Annotated in this window: 13 protein-coding genes; 8 read left to right on the forward strand and 5 right to left on the reverse strand. The window is 48.9% G+C overall.

All coding sequences use genetic code 11. From position 1 onward, the window contains the following. Positions 1–124: 124 nt before the first annotated feature. The 4 genes from BGO59_RS04220 to BGO59_RS04235 all read right to left on the reverse strand — a co-directional run bounded on the left by BGO59_RS04220 (position 125) and on the right by BGO59_RS04235 (position 3620). Positions 125–1363, reverse strand: a complete 1239-nt coding sequence (locus BGO59_RS04220; protein WP_293681023.1) for an AraC family transcriptional regulator — start codon at positions 1361–1363, stop codon at positions 125–127. Positions 1364–1445: 82 nt separating this feature from the next. Continuing rightward, positions 1446–1844, reverse strand: coding sequence for a hypothetical protein (locus BGO59_RS04225; RefSeq protein ID WP_293681025.1), 399 nt, complete (start codon positions 1842–1844; stop codon positions 1446–1448). A gap of 214 nt (positions 1845–2058) precedes the next feature. Beyond that, on the reverse strand, positions 2059–2709 hold the full coding sequence (locus BGO59_RS04230; protein ID WP_293681027.1) for a hypothetical protein: 651 nt from the start codon (positions 2707–2709) through the stop codon (positions 2059–2061). Between the two features lie 158 nt (positions 2710–2867). After that, the gene (locus tag BGO59_RS04235; RefSeq protein ID WP_293681029.1) at positions 2868–3620 is read right to left on the reverse strand and encodes an NUDIX domain-containing protein; all 753 of its coding nucleotides are present in this window, start codon (positions 3618–3620) and stop codon (positions 2868–2870) included. A gap of 138 nt (positions 3621–3758) precedes the next feature. Between BGO59_RS04235 and BGO59_RS04240 the strand changes: the two genes are divergently transcribed. The 5 genes from BGO59_RS04240 to BGO59_RS04260 all read left to right on the forward strand — a co-directional run bounded on the left by BGO59_RS04240 (position 3759) and on the right by BGO59_RS04260 (position 9776). Beyond that, positions 3759–4634, forward strand: a complete 876-nt coding sequence (locus tag BGO59_RS04240) for an alpha/beta hydrolase-fold protein (protein WP_293681032.1) — start codon at positions 3759–3761, stop codon at positions 4632–4634. A gap of 15 nt (positions 4635–4649) precedes the next feature. Further along, positions 4650–5519: an alpha/beta hydrolase family protein gene (locus BGO59_RS04245; protein ID WP_293681035.1), complete on the forward strand. Its 870-nt coding sequence runs from the start codon at positions 4650–4652 to the stop codon at positions 5517–5519. 11 nt (positions 5520–5530) lie between these two features. Beyond that, positions 5531–6415 carry an alpha/beta hydrolase family protein gene (locus BGO59_RS04250; protein ID WP_293681038.1) on the forward strand — a complete coding sequence of 295 codons (885 nt, stop codon included), beginning with the start codon at positions 5531–5533 and terminating at the stop codon, positions 6413–6415. 73 nt (positions 6416–6488) lie between these two features. Beyond that, positions 6489–8030: a carboxylesterase family protein gene (locus tag BGO59_RS04255; protein ID WP_293681041.1), complete on the forward strand. Its 1542-nt coding sequence runs from the start codon at positions 6489–6491 to the stop codon at positions 8028–8030. Between the two features lie 120 nt (positions 8031–8150). Then, positions 8151–9776, forward strand: a complete 1626-nt coding sequence (locus tag BGO59_RS04260) for a carboxylesterase family protein (RefSeq protein ID WP_293681044.1) — start codon at positions 8151–8153, stop codon at positions 9774–9776. A gap of 145 nt (positions 9777–9921) precedes the next feature. On the opposite strand, the gene BGO59_RS04265 is transcribed toward BGO59_RS04260, so the two are convergent. Then, the gene (locus BGO59_RS04265) at positions 9922–10809 is read right to left on the reverse strand and encodes a DUF808 domain-containing protein (RefSeq protein ID WP_293681047.1); all 888 of its coding nucleotides are present in this window, start codon (positions 10807–10809) and stop codon (positions 9922–9924) included. A gap of 168 nt (positions 10810–10977) precedes the next feature. Between BGO59_RS04265 and BGO59_RS04270 the strand changes: the two genes are divergently transcribed. From BGO59_RS04270 to BGO59_RS04280, 3 genes are all read left to right on the forward strand, one after another. Further along, entirely contained in the window at positions 10978–11742 is a 765-nt protein-coding gene (locus BGO59_RS04270; protein WP_293681050.1) for a hypothetical protein, read from the forward strand. Positions 11743–11838: 96 nt separating this feature from the next. Beyond that, positions 11839–12126 carry a TIGR03643 family protein gene (locus BGO59_RS04275; protein WP_293681053.1) on the forward strand — a complete coding sequence of 96 codons (288 nt, stop codon included), beginning with the start codon at positions 11839–11841 and terminating at the stop codon, positions 12124–12126. 364 nt (positions 12127–12490) lie between these two features. After that, entirely contained in the window at positions 12491–15913 is a 3423-nt protein-coding gene (locus BGO59_RS04280) for a HEAT repeat domain-containing protein (protein WP_293681056.1), read from the forward strand. The last annotated feature ends 28 nt before the right edge of the window (positions 15914–15941 follow it).

A 15941-nucleotide genomic window follows, 5' to 3' on the forward strand; every position in this document is an offset into this window, starting at 1 on the left:
TCGTATGATTGGTTAAGATCTTCGTAAATCCTATGAATCATACCAATCTGTGCTCTATAAAAACCTTGCTAAATCAACCGAATTAGGGAGTAGTAAACGGTAACTCTGATAAACATTACCACATTTAGGCATCCTCAAGCTGGTCGTGCGGATCGCATCTGGGCTTTGCCTGCATCGTTTGTCGAAATTCGCTGGGTGTTCGACCAGTAGCCCGTTTGAAGGCTTTATTGAACGACACTTTATTATTAAAACCAACCTGGTAGGCCACTTCAATTACGTTCAATTCCCGTCGTGATACCTGGGCCAGCAACGTTTTTGCCTCTTCGACCCGCAACGAATTGACATACTCGAAAAAGCTCATACCCAGTTGCTCATTGATTACCTGCGATAAGTGATGGCGGCTGATAGATAATCGATCAGCCAGTGTATCCAGGCGCAACTCATTCTGTTGATACAATTTTTCAGTATGCATCAACAGTTGAAGCTGATTGGCAAAATGACGAGCCAGATGGGGCGGCAATCCAGAATGGCGGTACCGGGCGTCGGGTTCTTCTTTAGGCTCTGCTTCAAAAACCGGAAATTCATTGGTCTGAAAGATATGCGGCTGCACATAGGCCAGCACAGCGACCAGAGCAATAAACCCCGACATACTGAATGAGATCCCGTAATCCCAGGCCCGGTTAAAGAATGGAAGTCTGACCAATAGGAAATAAGACCAGTTCGCCAGTACAAACCCCAGATAACACAAACTTACCCACAATGCCCAGCGACCCACTTTCTGTAAACTACCGAACGATTGCTGTAGTCGTAAGATAGCGATAGCGTACAAGGCCAGTTGAACCAAATACAACCAGGGCAATACCTTAAAATAAGCCCCCCAGACGGGTATTCGAGCAGGGCGGCCCCAAAACTCTGGATACTGCGTACGGGCTATCAGCACAATCAGGTCGGCAGCTACCCCAATAAAGAACGGCAAAAAATGAAGCATTCGCTTCCGGCCTACTACGGGTTGATTTACCAGGTCTTTGAGGTATAAGTAGAATAAAGGGCCAAACAAAAAAAAGAATAGATCGATCGTGCCGATCAGGTAGGGGAATAGACGGATATACTCGCTCCAGAACAGAACGTAGTAGATCAGCATGACCGAAAACAGGACAATGATCCCCACAATGTACTGAACCTGACTCTTACGCTGCCCGGCCTGAATCAGTAGCAAAGGCGCCACAAACAAGCCCAGAAAAGCAATAACAGCAAATGCAGTTGTCCAATGATCAAGATTAGGTTCTTTCATCAGAAATAGTAACTGATTAACCGACAATAGACTAAAACCGGAAATACGGGTAAGAAGAAGACTAGCAACCATGCTGATTGCGGTATACCAGGCATGTGACCTATATACCACAATCAGCATGGGCTGCTTCCTTACCTTGGTTAAGCAGAGAATTTTATAAGACGGTTAATTTGCGGGATTGAACCACAGGCTCTTTTGCGCTGATTTTAATATCCCGGACTTCCATTTCCAGCCCGTTCGTTATTTTCAGTTGGTACTCTCCCTCGTTCAGATCGCTCAGGTCCAGGCTCAGCCGGGCTATCGTATCAACGGACGTAAGTGTATGATCGTAATATAGATTTCCTTTGGCGTCGGTCAGTTTGATGGATACTTCGCCCCCTAATTGCTTGTCGATGTTGACACGAAGCTTCTGCATAACCGTAATGTAAGTCCCAACCTGATAGCGGGCCAGTTTAGTAGGATGATCTTTTTTACCGGACGTTTTGCCAGGATCGGCCAATGCAGTAGAGCTGACAAGAAAAGTCAGAAGAAGGGTCTTGAGTAAGGTGTTCATAGTAGTATTTGGCGTTGTAAACTGGCTGTTTGAGAACCGTTTTTTAGCCAAAAGACAAGACTCAAAACCAAATAGTCATCTATTCAGACGAAAGGTTATTTTCATCCATAAGCGGAGAAAGGAAAACTGTATGTAACTACCCGCTACGTTAAAGAACTTACCAATTACTCCCCAACCGAAAAGATAACCACCTACCTATCAGACAATTAAACCATTACTCAGCACCAGAATCAATCCTCGCGTAGTTTCCTGTTGGGTCAATAAACTCCATAAGCCAGCGAGTCGGCATCGCCTTACAATCGGTAAACAGCCACGGTCGGCCCATTTTTGCCAGAATTAACAATCCATAATCATCACCAATGGCGGAGAAATCGGGTATCGGCTTACTTTTAGAAAACGGAGTCAGCCCGTATTCCTGCTGAAGCCAAGTGGCGGTAGCTTTTACATCCTCTTTCACTAATCCGATCTCACTAATGCACTGAAAATAGCCACTAGCCGACTCTTCGCAAGCGGCATCACGTCGCTCAATAAACTCAACGATGTTACCATCAGGGTCGAAAAAATAGCTGGCGCGTGCTTTCCAGTCCGCAAAATTAGCAATCCGATCACCGGGAGACCCAGCATCAATATAAGGCAAATCGAACCAGAGCTGGTATTGCTCAAGTGTATACAACGGAACGTTGAACGCAAAATGATACGGAGCAGTAGGAAGATATGTCTGCCGAAATACCAATTCTGTCCATCCCGCCTGAAAGATGACCATGCTGGGTACGTGTGCCAAAACAGGCAATCCCAATTGCCGGGAATAGAACTGATGGATGGTAGCTAATTGATTCGTTTTCAGTTCGAGTCGAGTAATCCTCATTGCTAACGTTATCTATATACGTTTAGTAACAACTAGCAGATTCAGTGCATTAAACTAAACGCTAGTCACCGACACAAAAATGGCCCCAAAAAGTGGGGAGGCCACACTGGAATTGAATGAACTGGAAAAACCCGTCAATGAACCGTGTAGATGAGCGCTCAGGTGTAGGATGGAATGTCGTTTATGCCAGAAGGTGAGCGCTTAAACCGATATAGATAAGGTGCCTTATGCGGGGTTCCGGCTCGTCGTTCGGCAAGGCGTTCCAGATTTTCCTGCGCCATAATTTTCTTGTAAAAATTCCGGGCGTCCAATGAATGCCCCAGAATGGTCTCGTACAACCGTTGGAGTTCGGGAATAGTAAATGTTTCGGGCAATAGATGACCTATGGGCTGATCACTTACATTTTTACGTAACGATTGCAAGGCCACTTCAACAATATGGTTGTGATCAAAAAGTAAATTCGGTATGGCCTCCAAACTCCACCAGCGGCATTCTTCGGTGAGAAAGTCGGGGGTAGGAACAACCTCAGCGTATTCAACCAGGGCATAATAACCGATTGAGATGGTCCGTTCTGACCAGTTGATGCCCTGAACGGGTAAATTTATTTTTCGCCAGGTTTCCTCCGAATTATACCGAATCGTTTCGCCAAACACATGAAACTGTTGCAGATAAAGCGTCTGTAACCCCGTCCGTTCGCGAATAATTCGCTGGGCAGCCAGATCGACCGATTCCGCTTTCAGAATGAAGCCTCCCGGCAGGCTCCACTCATCCGTACCTTTCCAGCGTAACAGCAAAACCTTGAGCTGATTTTGATGAAACCCAAAGATGACCCCATCGATGGACAGGTAATGAATGCACTGTTCCGATACATTCTGATAATACTGAAACGCCGGATGGTTATAATCGATCATAAAATTTTACAACAAAAATACCGTTACGCTGCTGACGTAATCCATCTTTGCGTACTTTTGACATAAAGGTACTATTATTTGCGAGTCTACCCCAAAGCCTGTTCAAATTGAACCCATGTGTTCTATCAAACGATGTTCATGCGCATAATTCATTTCTTCATTTGTCTTAGTTTACTCGCCTTGCCACAGTTGGCTTTCAGTGCTAAAGTCGATACACTGGATGTACCAAGCGCAGCTATGAATCGGGCCATGCGGACGGCTGTTGTGCTTCCCGAATCGTATGCAAAGAGTAAAACCCCCTATCCTGTCCTGTATCTGCTCCACGGCGGAGGTGGACAATTTAGTGACTGGCTCAAGCAAACGCCCGATAAAATGCTGATTCATAAGCTGGCCGATCAGTATAACCTCATCATTGTGATGCCCGAAGGCGACCGACTCAGTGGTTATCTGGACAGCCAGACCCAGAAAGACAACCTATTCGAAACCTACCTGACCAAAGAAGTAATCGGCAAAATTGACAACACATACCGCACCATTCGTGACAGTAAAGGACGGGTCATTTCAGGTTTGAGTATGGGCGGGCATGGCGCTTTATACCTGGCGACGCGTCATCCTGAACTCTATTGCGCAGCTGGCAGCATGAGTGGTGCTGTCGATCTGAATTACAAGACCTGGCGCATTGATCCGACCTTCGAGAAGCGGGTAGAGGAAGGCTTCAGCCGGATTCTGGGACCGCTGGGGTCAACACCTGATCAATACGCAGCCAATTCAGTCGTTTATATGACCGATAAAATCAAAGCCAACGGTCAGAAGATTATTATTGACTGTGGCGTCGATGATTTTCTGATCGAGCCAAACCGTGAACTACACCGTCGCCTGGTTTATAGCAAAGTAGAGCACGATTACACCGAGCATCCGGGTGGCCATACCTGGGAATACTGGCAAAACTCGTTACCTTATCATCTCCTATTTTTCCAGAAAGTGCTAAAAGCGAATGGCACAATGGCTCAGTAAATTTCACCGAAACCCATGATCAAAACGCTTCTTTTCGGCCTTAGCCTCTTTGCAACATTATCTATACGGGCGGCTAAAGTCGATTCGCTGGATGTGCCGAGTACTGTCATGCAAAAGACCATGCGGGCGGTGGTCGTATTGCCCGAAAGCTACGCGAAAAGTAAGGCGAATTATCCGGTGCTTTATCTGCTTCATGGAGGGTATGGTCATTTCAATGACTGGATCACCAAAACGCCCGATAAGAATCTGATTCAGCGATTAGCCGATCAGTATAACCTCATCATTGCGATGCCTGAAGGCGAAGTATTCAGTTACTATCTGGATAGCCCGGTTCGAAAAGATAGCCAGTTCGAAACCTACCTGACCAAAGAAGTAATTGGTAAGATCGACAACACATATCGCACCATTCGCGACCGCAAAGGTCGGGTCATTACGGGCCTGAGTATGGGGGGCTACGGGTCACTTTTGCTGGCAGCCCATCATCCAGACCTTTACTGCGCAGCCGGTAGCATGAGTGGCGCCCTCAACCCCGACATGCAAAGCTGGAAACTTCCCCCAGATATGATGAACGGTATTAAACTGGAGTTTGAGAAGATACTGGGGCCTATTGAACAGGTGCCGCAAACCTACGCGGCCTTCTCAGTAATTAATCTGGCCGACAAACTGAAAGCCAATGGTCAGAATTTAATTGTTGATTGTGGTGTCGATGATTTTTTGATCGAGCCCAATCGGGAACTTCACCGGAGGCTGGTTTTCAATCAGACACCCCACGATTATAGCGAACGCCCCGGTGGCCACAGTTGGGACTACTGGCAAAATTCATTACCCAATCACGTTTTGTTTTTCAGCAATACATTGAAAGCCAACGGATCGACAGCTCCATAAGCCAACCTACCATGTACAACAAAATTCTTATCAGCGCATTGGGTTGCCTGCTGGCTATGCAGGTTCGGGCCGCCAGGGTCGACACACTGGATGTGCCCAGCGCCAGCATGACCCGAACCCTTCGGGCTGCGGTCGTGCTACCCGAGCGATACGTAAAGGCTAAGAAGCGAGATACAACCCCTTTCCCTGTGCTGTACCTGCTTCATGGTGGTACCGGAAGCTTTCGCGACTGGCTGACCAAACTGGCAGATAAAACGCTATTGCACCGCTTAGCTGATCAATACAACTTAATTATTGTTACGCCCGACGGCGATCCAACGAGCTATTATTTCGATAGCCCACTCGTCAAAACCAGCCAGTTCGAGACCTTCATTGCCAAAGAACTGATCGACCGGATCGACAATACCTACCGAACCATCCGCGACCGCAAAGGCCGGGTTATTGCAGGACTAAGCATGGGCGGCCACGGAGCCATGTTCATATCCAGCCGCCACCCTGATCTATATTCGGCTGCGGGTAGCATGAGCGGGGTCATGAACATTAATACAGCTACCTGGAAAGTTCCGGCTGACTTTGCGAAATCCCGTTCGGAAAACTTTGCCAAGTTGCTGGGTCCACCGAAGGAAGGCGATACACCTTATCCGGGCTATACGATGGTTACGCTGGCCGACCAGCTTAAGAAAAACGGGTTACCCCTCATTTTCGACATTGGTGTCGATGATTTCCTGATTGTTGGCAACCGGGATTTGCACCGTCAACTTATGGAAAACAAAACCCCACACGACTATACCGAACGGCCCGGTGCCCATACCTGGGAGTACTGGGAGAATGCTCTACCCTATCAGGTATTGTTTTTCAGTAAGGTACTGAAGGCGAATCAGGTTGCTATTCCATGATAGAGTGCAGATTGTTATAATGCCGGGCCGACGCTTCGGTTATGATCTGTGTTCTATTCTTACAAAACACTATATGAAAACGACCCTTTCTTTACTCTGCCTGGCTTTATCAGTCGCCTTTACTATTGCTACCGAAGATTTCGATACGGTGAAGGTAGAAGGCGGTATGATTTCCGGGACACTCAATCAGGATGGCGATGTCCATATTTTCCGGGGCATTCCGTTTGCGGCACCACCCGTCGGTGACCTACGCTGGAAAGCACCCCAGCCCGTAAAACCCTGGTCGGGCGTTCGTAAGTGCGATGCGTTTGGGCCAAGTCCAATGCAGGGCACACCTAACCCATTTGGGCCATGGAGTGCTGAATTCCTGATTCCGAAAGAACCGATTAGTGAAGACTGCCTGTACCTCAACGTATGGTCGGGTGCCAAGTCTGCCAGCGAGAAGCGGCCTGTACTTCTCTGGATTTATGGTGGTGGATTTAATAGCGGTGGCGCTGGCTGTGCTATTTACGACGGCGAGGCAACGGCTAAAAAAGGCATCATTTTCGTCAGTGCCAATTACCGCGTGGGCCCATTTGGTTTCTTTGCCCACCCCGAACTGACGAAAGAATCACCGCATCATGCATCCGGTAATTACGGGCTGATGGATCAGGTAGCGGCTTTGCAGTGGATCAAGAAAAACATTGCTCAATTCGGCGGAGACCCGAACAATGTAACCATTGCCGGTCAGTCGGCGGGGTCGATGAGCGTAAACTGCATGGTAGCCACGCCACTCGCAAAAGGTTTGTTCACAAAAGCCATTGCCGAAAGTGGAGCCAACTTTGCAAACCCTCACCCGACGCTTCAGCAGGGCGAAGAAGCTGGTCTGAAAATGGCCCAGGCATTGGGAGCATCGTCGCTGGCGGAGTTGCGCGCCAAACCAGCCGAAGAAATCCTGAAAAAAGCCCAGGGTCGCGGTCCGATCATCGACGGTTATGTATTGCCATCGTCTATTCCGGCCATTTTTGCAGCTGGAAAAGAGAACAATGTAGCCTTACTTACAGGCTGGAACGAAGACGAAGGCATGTCGTTTGGGCCACCAAAGAATGCAGAAGCCTATCGGAAACAGATCGAGCAGCAATACGGCGATAAAGCAGAGCAGTTTCTGAAACACTATCCGGGCGGAACTGATGCGGAAGCGGCCAGTTCGCAGATGAAAATCTCCAGAGACATGATTTTTGGGGCGCAGAACTACACCTGGGCCAACATTGCCAGCAAACAGGGTAAGCCCGTTTACGTTTATCGATTTACGCGAAAGATTCCGGCAACAGGCGAATATGCCCGCTACGGCGCATTCCATACCGGAGAAGTTGCCTACATGTACGACAATCTCAACTTCATCGACCATAAGCTTCGTCCGCTGGAACCGATCGATGGCGAGCTATCCTGGTACATGTCAGGCAGTATTACCAATTTTATCAAAACAGGTGATCCAAATGGCAAAGGACTACCTAACTGGCCTGCTTATTCCGTCAAGGATAAACAGATTATGGTCTTTGGCGATAAAACGGCTGCTGCACAACTACCCGACGGCCAAGCCCTCGACTTTCTTTTTTCGACCATCAGCAAGCGATAATTCATCAATAAACAATCTCCCGAAAGCACGAACCTCACTGTAGATTGAGTTGCGGCTTTGTCATTCCAACGCTCTATTGAAAATCAAACAATTAACCAACCTACAAGTACCCAAACCCCAATGAAAACCAACACAATTTTATTCTCGTTAGCAGCGCTGAGCCTGCCGTTACTAACGATAGCGCAAGCCCCGAAAACAGCGCCCACGCCAATCATGGCCGGTAAAGACATCGCCGTTGCGCCTACCGCATCCGGTAAAGTACGTGGCTATATTCACAATGGCACATTTACGTTCAAGGGCATTCCGTATGCCAAGGCGGAGCGGTTCATGGGACCCTCTAAACCTGATTCGTGGACAGGAGTGCGCTCGTCGATGACCTATGGCCCCGTTTGTCCGATGGACCCAACCACATCTACCTACGACGAAATCGAATTCCCGTTTCACCACGATTGGGGTTACACCAACGAAAATTGCCTGAGTCTGAACGTCTGGACACCCCAACTGACCGAAGCAAAAAAACGCCCGGTGATGGTGTGGTTCCATGGGGGCGGATTCACCGCGGGTTCGTCGGTTGAGTTGCCCTCCTACGACGGCGAGAATCTGTCGAAAAAGGGCGATGTGGTGGTGGTGACGATCAATCACCGGCTGAACATCCTAGGCTTCCTGGACTTGTCGGCCTATGGTGATAAATATAAAAATTCACCCAACGCTGGCCTGATGGATCTGGTGGCGTCCTTGCAATGGGTGAAAGAAAATATTGCCCAGTTTGGTGGCGACCCCAACAACGTAACCATTTTCGGTCAGTCGGGTGGTGGCGGTAAAGTCACAAGCCTGATGAATGCCCCCTCGGCAAAAGGGTTGTTCCACAAAGCCATTGTACAGAGTGGTAGCTACCTGACCAGCTTCACCGAGAGCGACCTTGCCCGAAAAGTCAGTGCTGCGTTGCTGGAAGAATTGCATTTTCAGCCTAATCAGGTCGATTCGCTGCAAAAAATATCCTACGAGCGCCTGAATGCGGCCGGAAAACGCGCCATCCGTAAAATCAATGAAAGTCTGAAAGGTCAAAATCAAGGCGGCTTTGGCCTGGGCTGGGGACCAATTCATGACGGTAACTTCCTCCCCTATCAGATTTCAGACCCCGCAGCGATGGAGTTGGCTAAAAACATCCCGTTACTGGTTGGCTCGACCAAAACCGAGTTTGGTCCGTTCAATCCGGGCAATCGCGTAACCGATATGGAAGCGGCCAAAGCAGCCATGCAGAAACGAATTGGTGATAAAACCGATGCCTACATGGCCGCCGTAAAAAAAGCCTATCCCGAAACCTCCAGCCCCGCCGATTACATCAACATCGACATCAATTTCCGGGCGGGTGTTATCCGGCAGGCAAACCAGAAAGCTGTTGCGGGGGCTGCCCCGGTGTATATGTACCTCTTCACCTGGAATTCGCCCGTAAACGATGGTATGTATAAATCAATGCACTGCATGGAAATCCCGTTTGCCTTCAACAATATTGCCCGTTGCGAAGAAATGACCGGCGGTGGTAAAGATGCGTATGCGCTAGCCGATAAAATGAGCAACGCCTGGATTGCTTTCGCCCGCACCGGAAATCCAAACAATAAAAGCTTACCCAACTGGCCGCAGTATAATGCCCAAAACGGCGCTACAATGCTGTTTGATAATACCTGCCAGGTAAAAAATCACCCTGACAAAGAACTGCTGGAAATTGCAAGCGGAAAGTCTATGTAAGTTTATAACTGATAACGGTCGAGCAAATCCGTACGTTTAATCGCGGATTTGCTCGACCGTTGTATTTTCTGAATAGTTTTTGCTCTGGTATGGTTAACGCAAATGCACAATAAATAGTAGTCTTTTGCTTTTGGTAGCCCACCCATTAATGAGCTGTATGCGTTTTGGATGGCCGGGTAACCAACTTAAACAGGGAAACAAGACCAACCATCAATAACCCAACAATCAGCCCAATACCAAATTCTTTTACGAACGCTGGAACGCCGGGGAGCAACGTATGCAGGAAGTGTAAGTTGTGCACAAATATTCCACCAGATACCAGCAAAAGGGCAATGGTCCCGACCACACTTAAGAGTCTGATTACAATCGGCAGTGCTCCGACCAGTCCATGACCAAGCTTACTCAAGATTCCTTTATCATCCGACCAGTCGATCAACCGGCGTCCGGCATCATCCATTCGTACGAGGAGTGCTACCAAACCATACACCCCAACCGTGGCCAGCAAGGCTACTACCGATACTGTCACAATCTGGATTACGGATGGTTGCTCGGTTACTGATCCCAAGGCAATAATGACAATTTCAACCGACAGAATGAAGTCGGTAGTAATAGCGGCTTTTACCTTAGTTTTTTCATTATCGGCGGCCGAATGTTGCTGAGCGCCTTCCGTTGTTGCAGGATGGACACCCTTTTTCGATTTACTGATGATGGATTCTATTATTTTCTCGGCTCCCTCGTAGGCCAGATAACAGCCGCCCAGCAACAGTATGATCGTAATGGCAATCGGAAAGAATGCGTTCAGGAGTAGCGCAATCGGAACAATAATGAGCTTGTTGAGCAGAGAGCCTTTAGTAATGGCCCAGAGTATAGGTAGCTCCCTGTCTGCCACGAATCCGGTAGCCTTTTCCGCATTAACAGCCAGATCATCTCCCAGTATGCCCGCTGTCTTTCGCGTCGCTACTTTGGTGGCTAAAGCCATGTCGTCCATTAAAGCGGCTATATCATCTAAAACTGCAAAAATGCCAGATGCCATTGTTCTTAATTACGTTAACTGAATCGGTCTGAATGGTGATGCCTGGAGAAGTGACCCCAATCGCTGGAGTCTTATTTATAGTAACCCAGATTTTGTCTTGGGTAGGCAGGGCACAATCTACTAAGCGTTTAGTAGAAAACCATTTGTTGGCAAGATCGTTTAGGAATAATGCAAAGAAAAATACATTTTCCTAATGTCGTTTTAATTGGGCTCTACACCAGTCTACTATTTCTCGCAGGACACAAGACTCAGGCCCAACTACGGCTCGATCTGGAATCAGGATTAGTTTTGGGAACGCCTTACAATGAAATCAGAATTCCTAATCAGGGGGGCACCTACGTCAATCTGCCTGACAACCTAACAGCAAAACCAACGGTGTTCTACCGAGCCCGGCTAAGTTATACAATTGCCAATCGGCACACCTTGTCGCTATTATACGCTCCTCTGACCGTCCGTTACAAGGGGGAATTAAGCCAGGACGTCAATTTCAACAACCAGCTTTTTGCTGCTAACCGACCACTAAATGTTGACTATACGTTCAACTCCTACCGCTTAACCTATCGCTACGAATTTATTAATCGTGAGAAATGGCAGGCAGGCGTAGGTTTAACCGCCAAAATTCGCGATGCGAACGTCCAGTTTGCCAATGAGTCGATCCGTACAAATTTTCCTAACCTGGGTTTTGTACCCCTTGTTAATGTCAATGTCGTTTACAAACCAGATGAGCATTGGCGTCTGTGGCTGGAAGGTGATGCGTTGGGTTCGCGCTTTGGGCGGGCAGAAGACATTTTTCTGGGCGGTGCTTATGCCATCAATCAAACAGTTGGTATAAAAGCGGGCTACCGGGTAGTAGAAGGCGGAGCAGACGTAGACGAGGTATATAATTTTACCTGGATCAACTATGCATCGGTAGGTCTGTTACTGTCGCTTTAGGCAATTTGAGAGCTATCATCTGGCAACGCAGTTACCAAGTATACAATTGAACTATTGGTAGAGTAACCTTTCGATTGCCAACTGCGTTACAGGTATATGAAACCGCAATCGCATAAATTAAGTGAAGACGACCTGGACCGATTGATCGAAATGGCCTGGGAAGATCGTACTCCCTTTGATGCAATAGAAGCCCAGTTTGGGTTGCCAGAGTCAGTAGTAATCAAACTCATGCGCGAACACTTGAAACCGGCCTCCTGGCGTCGGTGGCGGGCTCGCGTCCAGGGGCGATCCACCAAACACGCGGCCTTGTCGGCAGGTGTGGGTCAGCGGTTTAAGTCAGATCAACAACGCTCTGTAACGCATAATCGAATCAGTAAACGCTAGTTAGCTGATGAAAAACTAACGACTCACCTACTTAATCAGGGTGCGTAAATTGTTGTTTTTTCATGGCCTCAGGTTCTTAAAGCTGACGCGAACGGTTTCTCAAAACCGAACAACGATCAGATTCTCAAATCTGTCCTTACCCTAGCTGGGCGAAATACCCCGTGTGCCTTTACTATCCATACTACTTCCTTCACAGCGAATACCGTAGCATGGTCAACAATGCTCAAAACCCCACTTCCTCTAAAGATTTAATACACCGGAATATTAAAAAAGACTCAGAAAACGCTTTAGTAGCTAGTCGTCAGCACCCTATAAACAGCCTGACTTTGGCTCATCCAATCTGCCTGACGCACTGATTCTTTGCATGAAAAAAACAACGCGATTTCCGCTCCGACAATCGCTGCTTCCACTGGCAGCCGTTGGGCTAACGACCTGGGTAGGTATTACCGGATTTATGGATGATCCGGTTACCCAACGCATCAAAAAGCTGGCTCCGGCCAAGGCTGCCGAAATGGCCCACGCTGTTGAAGCGTTGGTTAAGCCACAATTGGCCGATGGACTTACGCTAAAGCTTTGGGGTGTTGACTCGCTGGTATCTGATCCAATTGGTATCGATATCGATGACTTCGGGCGGCTCTATTACACCCGAACCAATCGGCAGAAAAACTCGGAGTTCGATATCCGGGGGCACCAGGATTGGGAAATTGAATCGAACCGGCTCCAGACAGTTGAAGACAAACGGGCATTTTTGCATCAGGTTCTATCGCCAGCCAATAGTAAGAAAAACGAATGGCTCAAGGACGTAAACGGCGATGGTTCGCACGACTGGCGCGATATGACCGTAGAACGCGAGCAGGTGTTCCGACTCGAAGATACGAACGGCGATGGCGTAGCCGACCTGTCGAAAATGGTCGTGAACGATTTCCACGACGAAACGACCGATGTAATGGGGGGCGTTTTGTCGGATGGCAATGATCTGTACGTAACCGTAGCCCCCGACCTCTGGCGGCTGCGTGATAAGAACGGCGATGGCATTGCCGATGAGAAGAAATCGATCTCGCACGGTTACGGCGTTCATATCGGATTCAGTGGCCACGGCCTGTCGGGCGTAGAAATGGGCCCTGATGGGCGCATTTATTGGCAGATTGGTGATATTGGGTTCAATGGTGTTGGGCCCGATGGTAAAAAATGGTCGCATCCTAACAGTGGTGTCGTTGTACGGTCGAACCCGGATGGCAGCGATTTTGAAGTCTTTGCTTATGGCGTTCGGAACACCCACGAGTTTGTATTCGACGAATATGGCAACCTGATCAGCGAAGATAACGATGGCGATCACCCTGGTGAAAAGGAACGGTTAGTCTACATTGTTAACGGCTCGGATACGGGCTGGCGCAGCAACTGGCAGTACGGCAAATACCGCGATCCGCTCAACAACACCTACAAGGTCTGGATGGACGAGCAGATGTTTAAACCCCGTTTCGATGGGCAGGCGGCTTACATCCTTCCCCCATTGGCCAACTTCGTTAGCGGTCCGGCGGGTATGCTTTACAATCCCGGCACGGCGTTGAGCCCGAAGTATAAAAACACGTTTTTCATTGCTGAGTTTGTGGGTAACCCGGCGGCATCGGGCGTACATTCATTTACGCTCAAACCCAAAGGAGCTTCGTTCGAACTGGATAAGTCGAAGAAGATACTGGGTAATGTGCTGGCTACAGGGCTCGATTTTGGCCCGGACGGTGCCATGTACGTCGCCGACTGGATCAACGGCTGGGATACCAAAGATTACGGGCGTATCTGGAAACTCGATGATAAAGACGGAGCCAACTGGGCTGAGCGCGCTTTGACCAAACGATTACTGGCGCAGAATTTCAGCAAAACACCAGTAAATGAATTGAGTAGCTACCTTAAAAACGCCGACATGCGTGTTCGGCAGAAAGCTCAGTTTGAACTTGTAAAGCGGGGCGAAGCCGGGGCTACAGCCTTCGGGCAAATGCTTCAGCAAAAAGACCATCAACTGGCGCGGGTACACAGCATCTGGGGCATAAGCCAACTGGCGCGTAAAGATGCTAAATACGCCCAGCGACTGATGCCGTATCTGAAAGACGGGGATGCCGAAATTCGGGCGCAGGCTGCTCGCTGGCTAGGCGACATTCGCTACGCAGCAGCCGGTTCGGCACTGGTCGCAATGCTGAACGATGAGAATGCACGTACACGTTTCTTTGCCGCCGAAGCGCTCGGACGAATCGCCTACATACCAGCTATTCAGCCGCTGATTTCACTGCTCGAAGCGAACAAAGACGAAGACACCTACATCCGGCACGCGGGTAGCCTGGCCCTAGCCCGTATCGGTAAGGCTGAACCAATCATTGCTTTGTCGAGTCATCCGTCGAAAGCGGTTCGTATTGCGGCCGTTGTCGCCCTGCGCCGGATGCAGAATCCAGGCATCGCCAACTTCCTGAACGACAGCGACGAATTTGTCGTAACCGAAGCTGCGCGTGGCATCAATGATGATCTATCGATTCCACAGGCCCTACCAGCATTGGGTAACGTACTGACCAAAACCAAGTTCACCAACGAAGCCCTCATTCGCCGGTCTATCAACGCCAACCTACGAGTCGGAACGGCCGATGCCATGCAGAATCTGATTGATTATACCAACGGTGAAAAAAATCCTGTTGCCTTACGCGCCGAAGCCATGGATGCTTTGAGCACCTGGGCTAAACCGTCGCTGCTCGACCGGGTCGATGGTCGCTATAGAGGCCCAATAACCCGTGATCTGGCCGTTTTGAAGACCAAATCAGCGAGTTTATATACCGCAATGGCCACAAATTCAGCCGCTCCTATTCGGAAAAGTGCTATTCGGGCCATCAGCAAGTTGTCGTTAAACACGGCAAGTCCGGTGCTGCTGGATCGGCTGAAAAACGACGGCGATGCTGAGATTCGGGAGGAGGCTCTTCGGGCACTGGCAGCTTTGAATGATAAACAAATCGGCACCGCCATCGAAACGGCTCTGGCCGATAAGGATAAACGGGTACGCGTTGCAGCGCTGGATCTCATCGGAAAAACAAGCATGCCTAAAGATCAGATGGTAGCCCAGTTAAAAGATGTACTGCAAACGCACTCGACCGAAGAGAAACAGGCCGCGCTGGTAACACTGGGCAAACTACCCGTTGCCAATACAAAACCCATTTTCGATCAACTGTTAGCAGATTTATCGTCTGGCAAGCTTCCGGTCGATCTGAGCCTGGAACTGGAAGAAGCCATTACCGAAACCAAGTCTCCGCAATTGATTGAGCAGCATAAGGCGATTCTGGCCAAACAGTCGCCCGACGCTATTTTAGCCTCATATCAGGGTAGTTTATACGGTGGCGAACCCGATAAAGGACGGCGAATTTTCTTCCGTCATCAGACGGCCCAGTGTATCCGTTGCCATTCGTACGACGATCTGGGTGGTAATGCCGGTCCACGACTCAATGGTGTAGCTAGTCGCCTGACGCGGGAGCAATTGCTCGAAGCCGTTGTCAATCCAAGCGCCCGGCTGGCTCCAGGATTCGGTACGGCCACGATTGAGTTGAAAGACGGCAAAACGTTGAGTGGTATTGTGCAGAAAGAAACCGACTCTGAATTGATCCTGAAAAGTGGGGACGATCCTGATCTGACAATAAAGAAAGACAAGATCGCTAAAACTACCTACGCGCCATCGAGCATGCCCGATATGAAGTACCTGCTCACCAAGCGGGAAATCCGGGATGTCGTGAGCTTTCTGGCAACGCTAAAAACTAACTAACCTGAATACATAGAACGCTGATTGTTAT

This window comes from Spirosoma sp. 48-14, assembly GCF_001898575.1.
In the GTDB taxonomy this organism is placed as follows: Bacteria; Bacteroidota; Bacteroidia; order Cytophagales; family Spirosomataceae; genus Spirosoma.

Coding starts and splice junctions, on each gene's coding strand:
- BGO59_RS04275 (WP_293681053.1), top strand. CDS start 11,839: ATGAAACCGCAATCGCATAAATTAAGTGAAGACGACCTGGACCGATTG.
- BGO59_RS04280 (WP_293681056.1), top strand. CDS start 12,491: ATGAAAAAAACAACGCGATTTCCGCTCCGACAATCGCTGCTTCCACTG.
- BGO59_RS04260 (WP_293681044.1), top strand. CDS start 8,151: ATGAAAACCAACACAATTTTATTCTCGTTAGCAGCGCTGAGCCTGCCG.
- BGO59_RS04240 (WP_293681032.1), top strand. CDS start 3,759: ATGCGCATAATTCATTTCTTCATTTGTCTTAGTTTACTCGCCTTGCCA.
- BGO59_RS04245 (WP_293681035.1), top strand. CDS start 4,650: ATGATCAAAACGCTTCTTTTCGGCCTTAGCCTCTTTGCAACATTATCT.
- BGO59_RS04230 (WP_293681027.1), bottom strand. CDS start 2,709: ATGAGGATTACTCGACTCGAACTGAAAACGAATCAATTAGCTACCATC.
- BGO59_RS04270 (WP_293681050.1), top strand. CDS start 10,978: ATGCAAAGAAAAATACATTTTCCTAATGTCGTTTTAATTGGGCTCTAC.
- BGO59_RS04255 (WP_293681041.1), top strand. CDS start 6,489: ATGAAAACGACCCTTTCTTTACTCTGCCTGGCTTTATCAGTCGCCTTT.
- BGO59_RS04265 (WP_293681047.1), bottom strand. CDS start 10,809: ATGGCATCTGGCATTTTTGCAGTTTTAGATGATATAGCCGCTTTAATG.
- BGO59_RS04225 (WP_293681025.1), bottom strand. CDS start 1,844: ATGAACACCTTACTCAAGACCCTTCTTCTGACTTTTCTTGTCAGCTCT.
- BGO59_RS04250 (WP_293681038.1), top strand. CDS start 5,531: ATGTACAACAAAATTCTTATCAGCGCATTGGGTTGCCTGCTGGCTATG.
- BGO59_RS04235 (WP_293681029.1), bottom strand. CDS start 3,620: ATGATCGATTATAACCATCCGGCGTTTCAGTATTATCAGAATGTATCG.
- BGO59_RS04220 (WP_293681023.1), bottom strand. CDS start 1,363: ATGGTTGCTAGTCTTCTTCTTACCCGTATTTCCGGTTTTAGTCTATTG.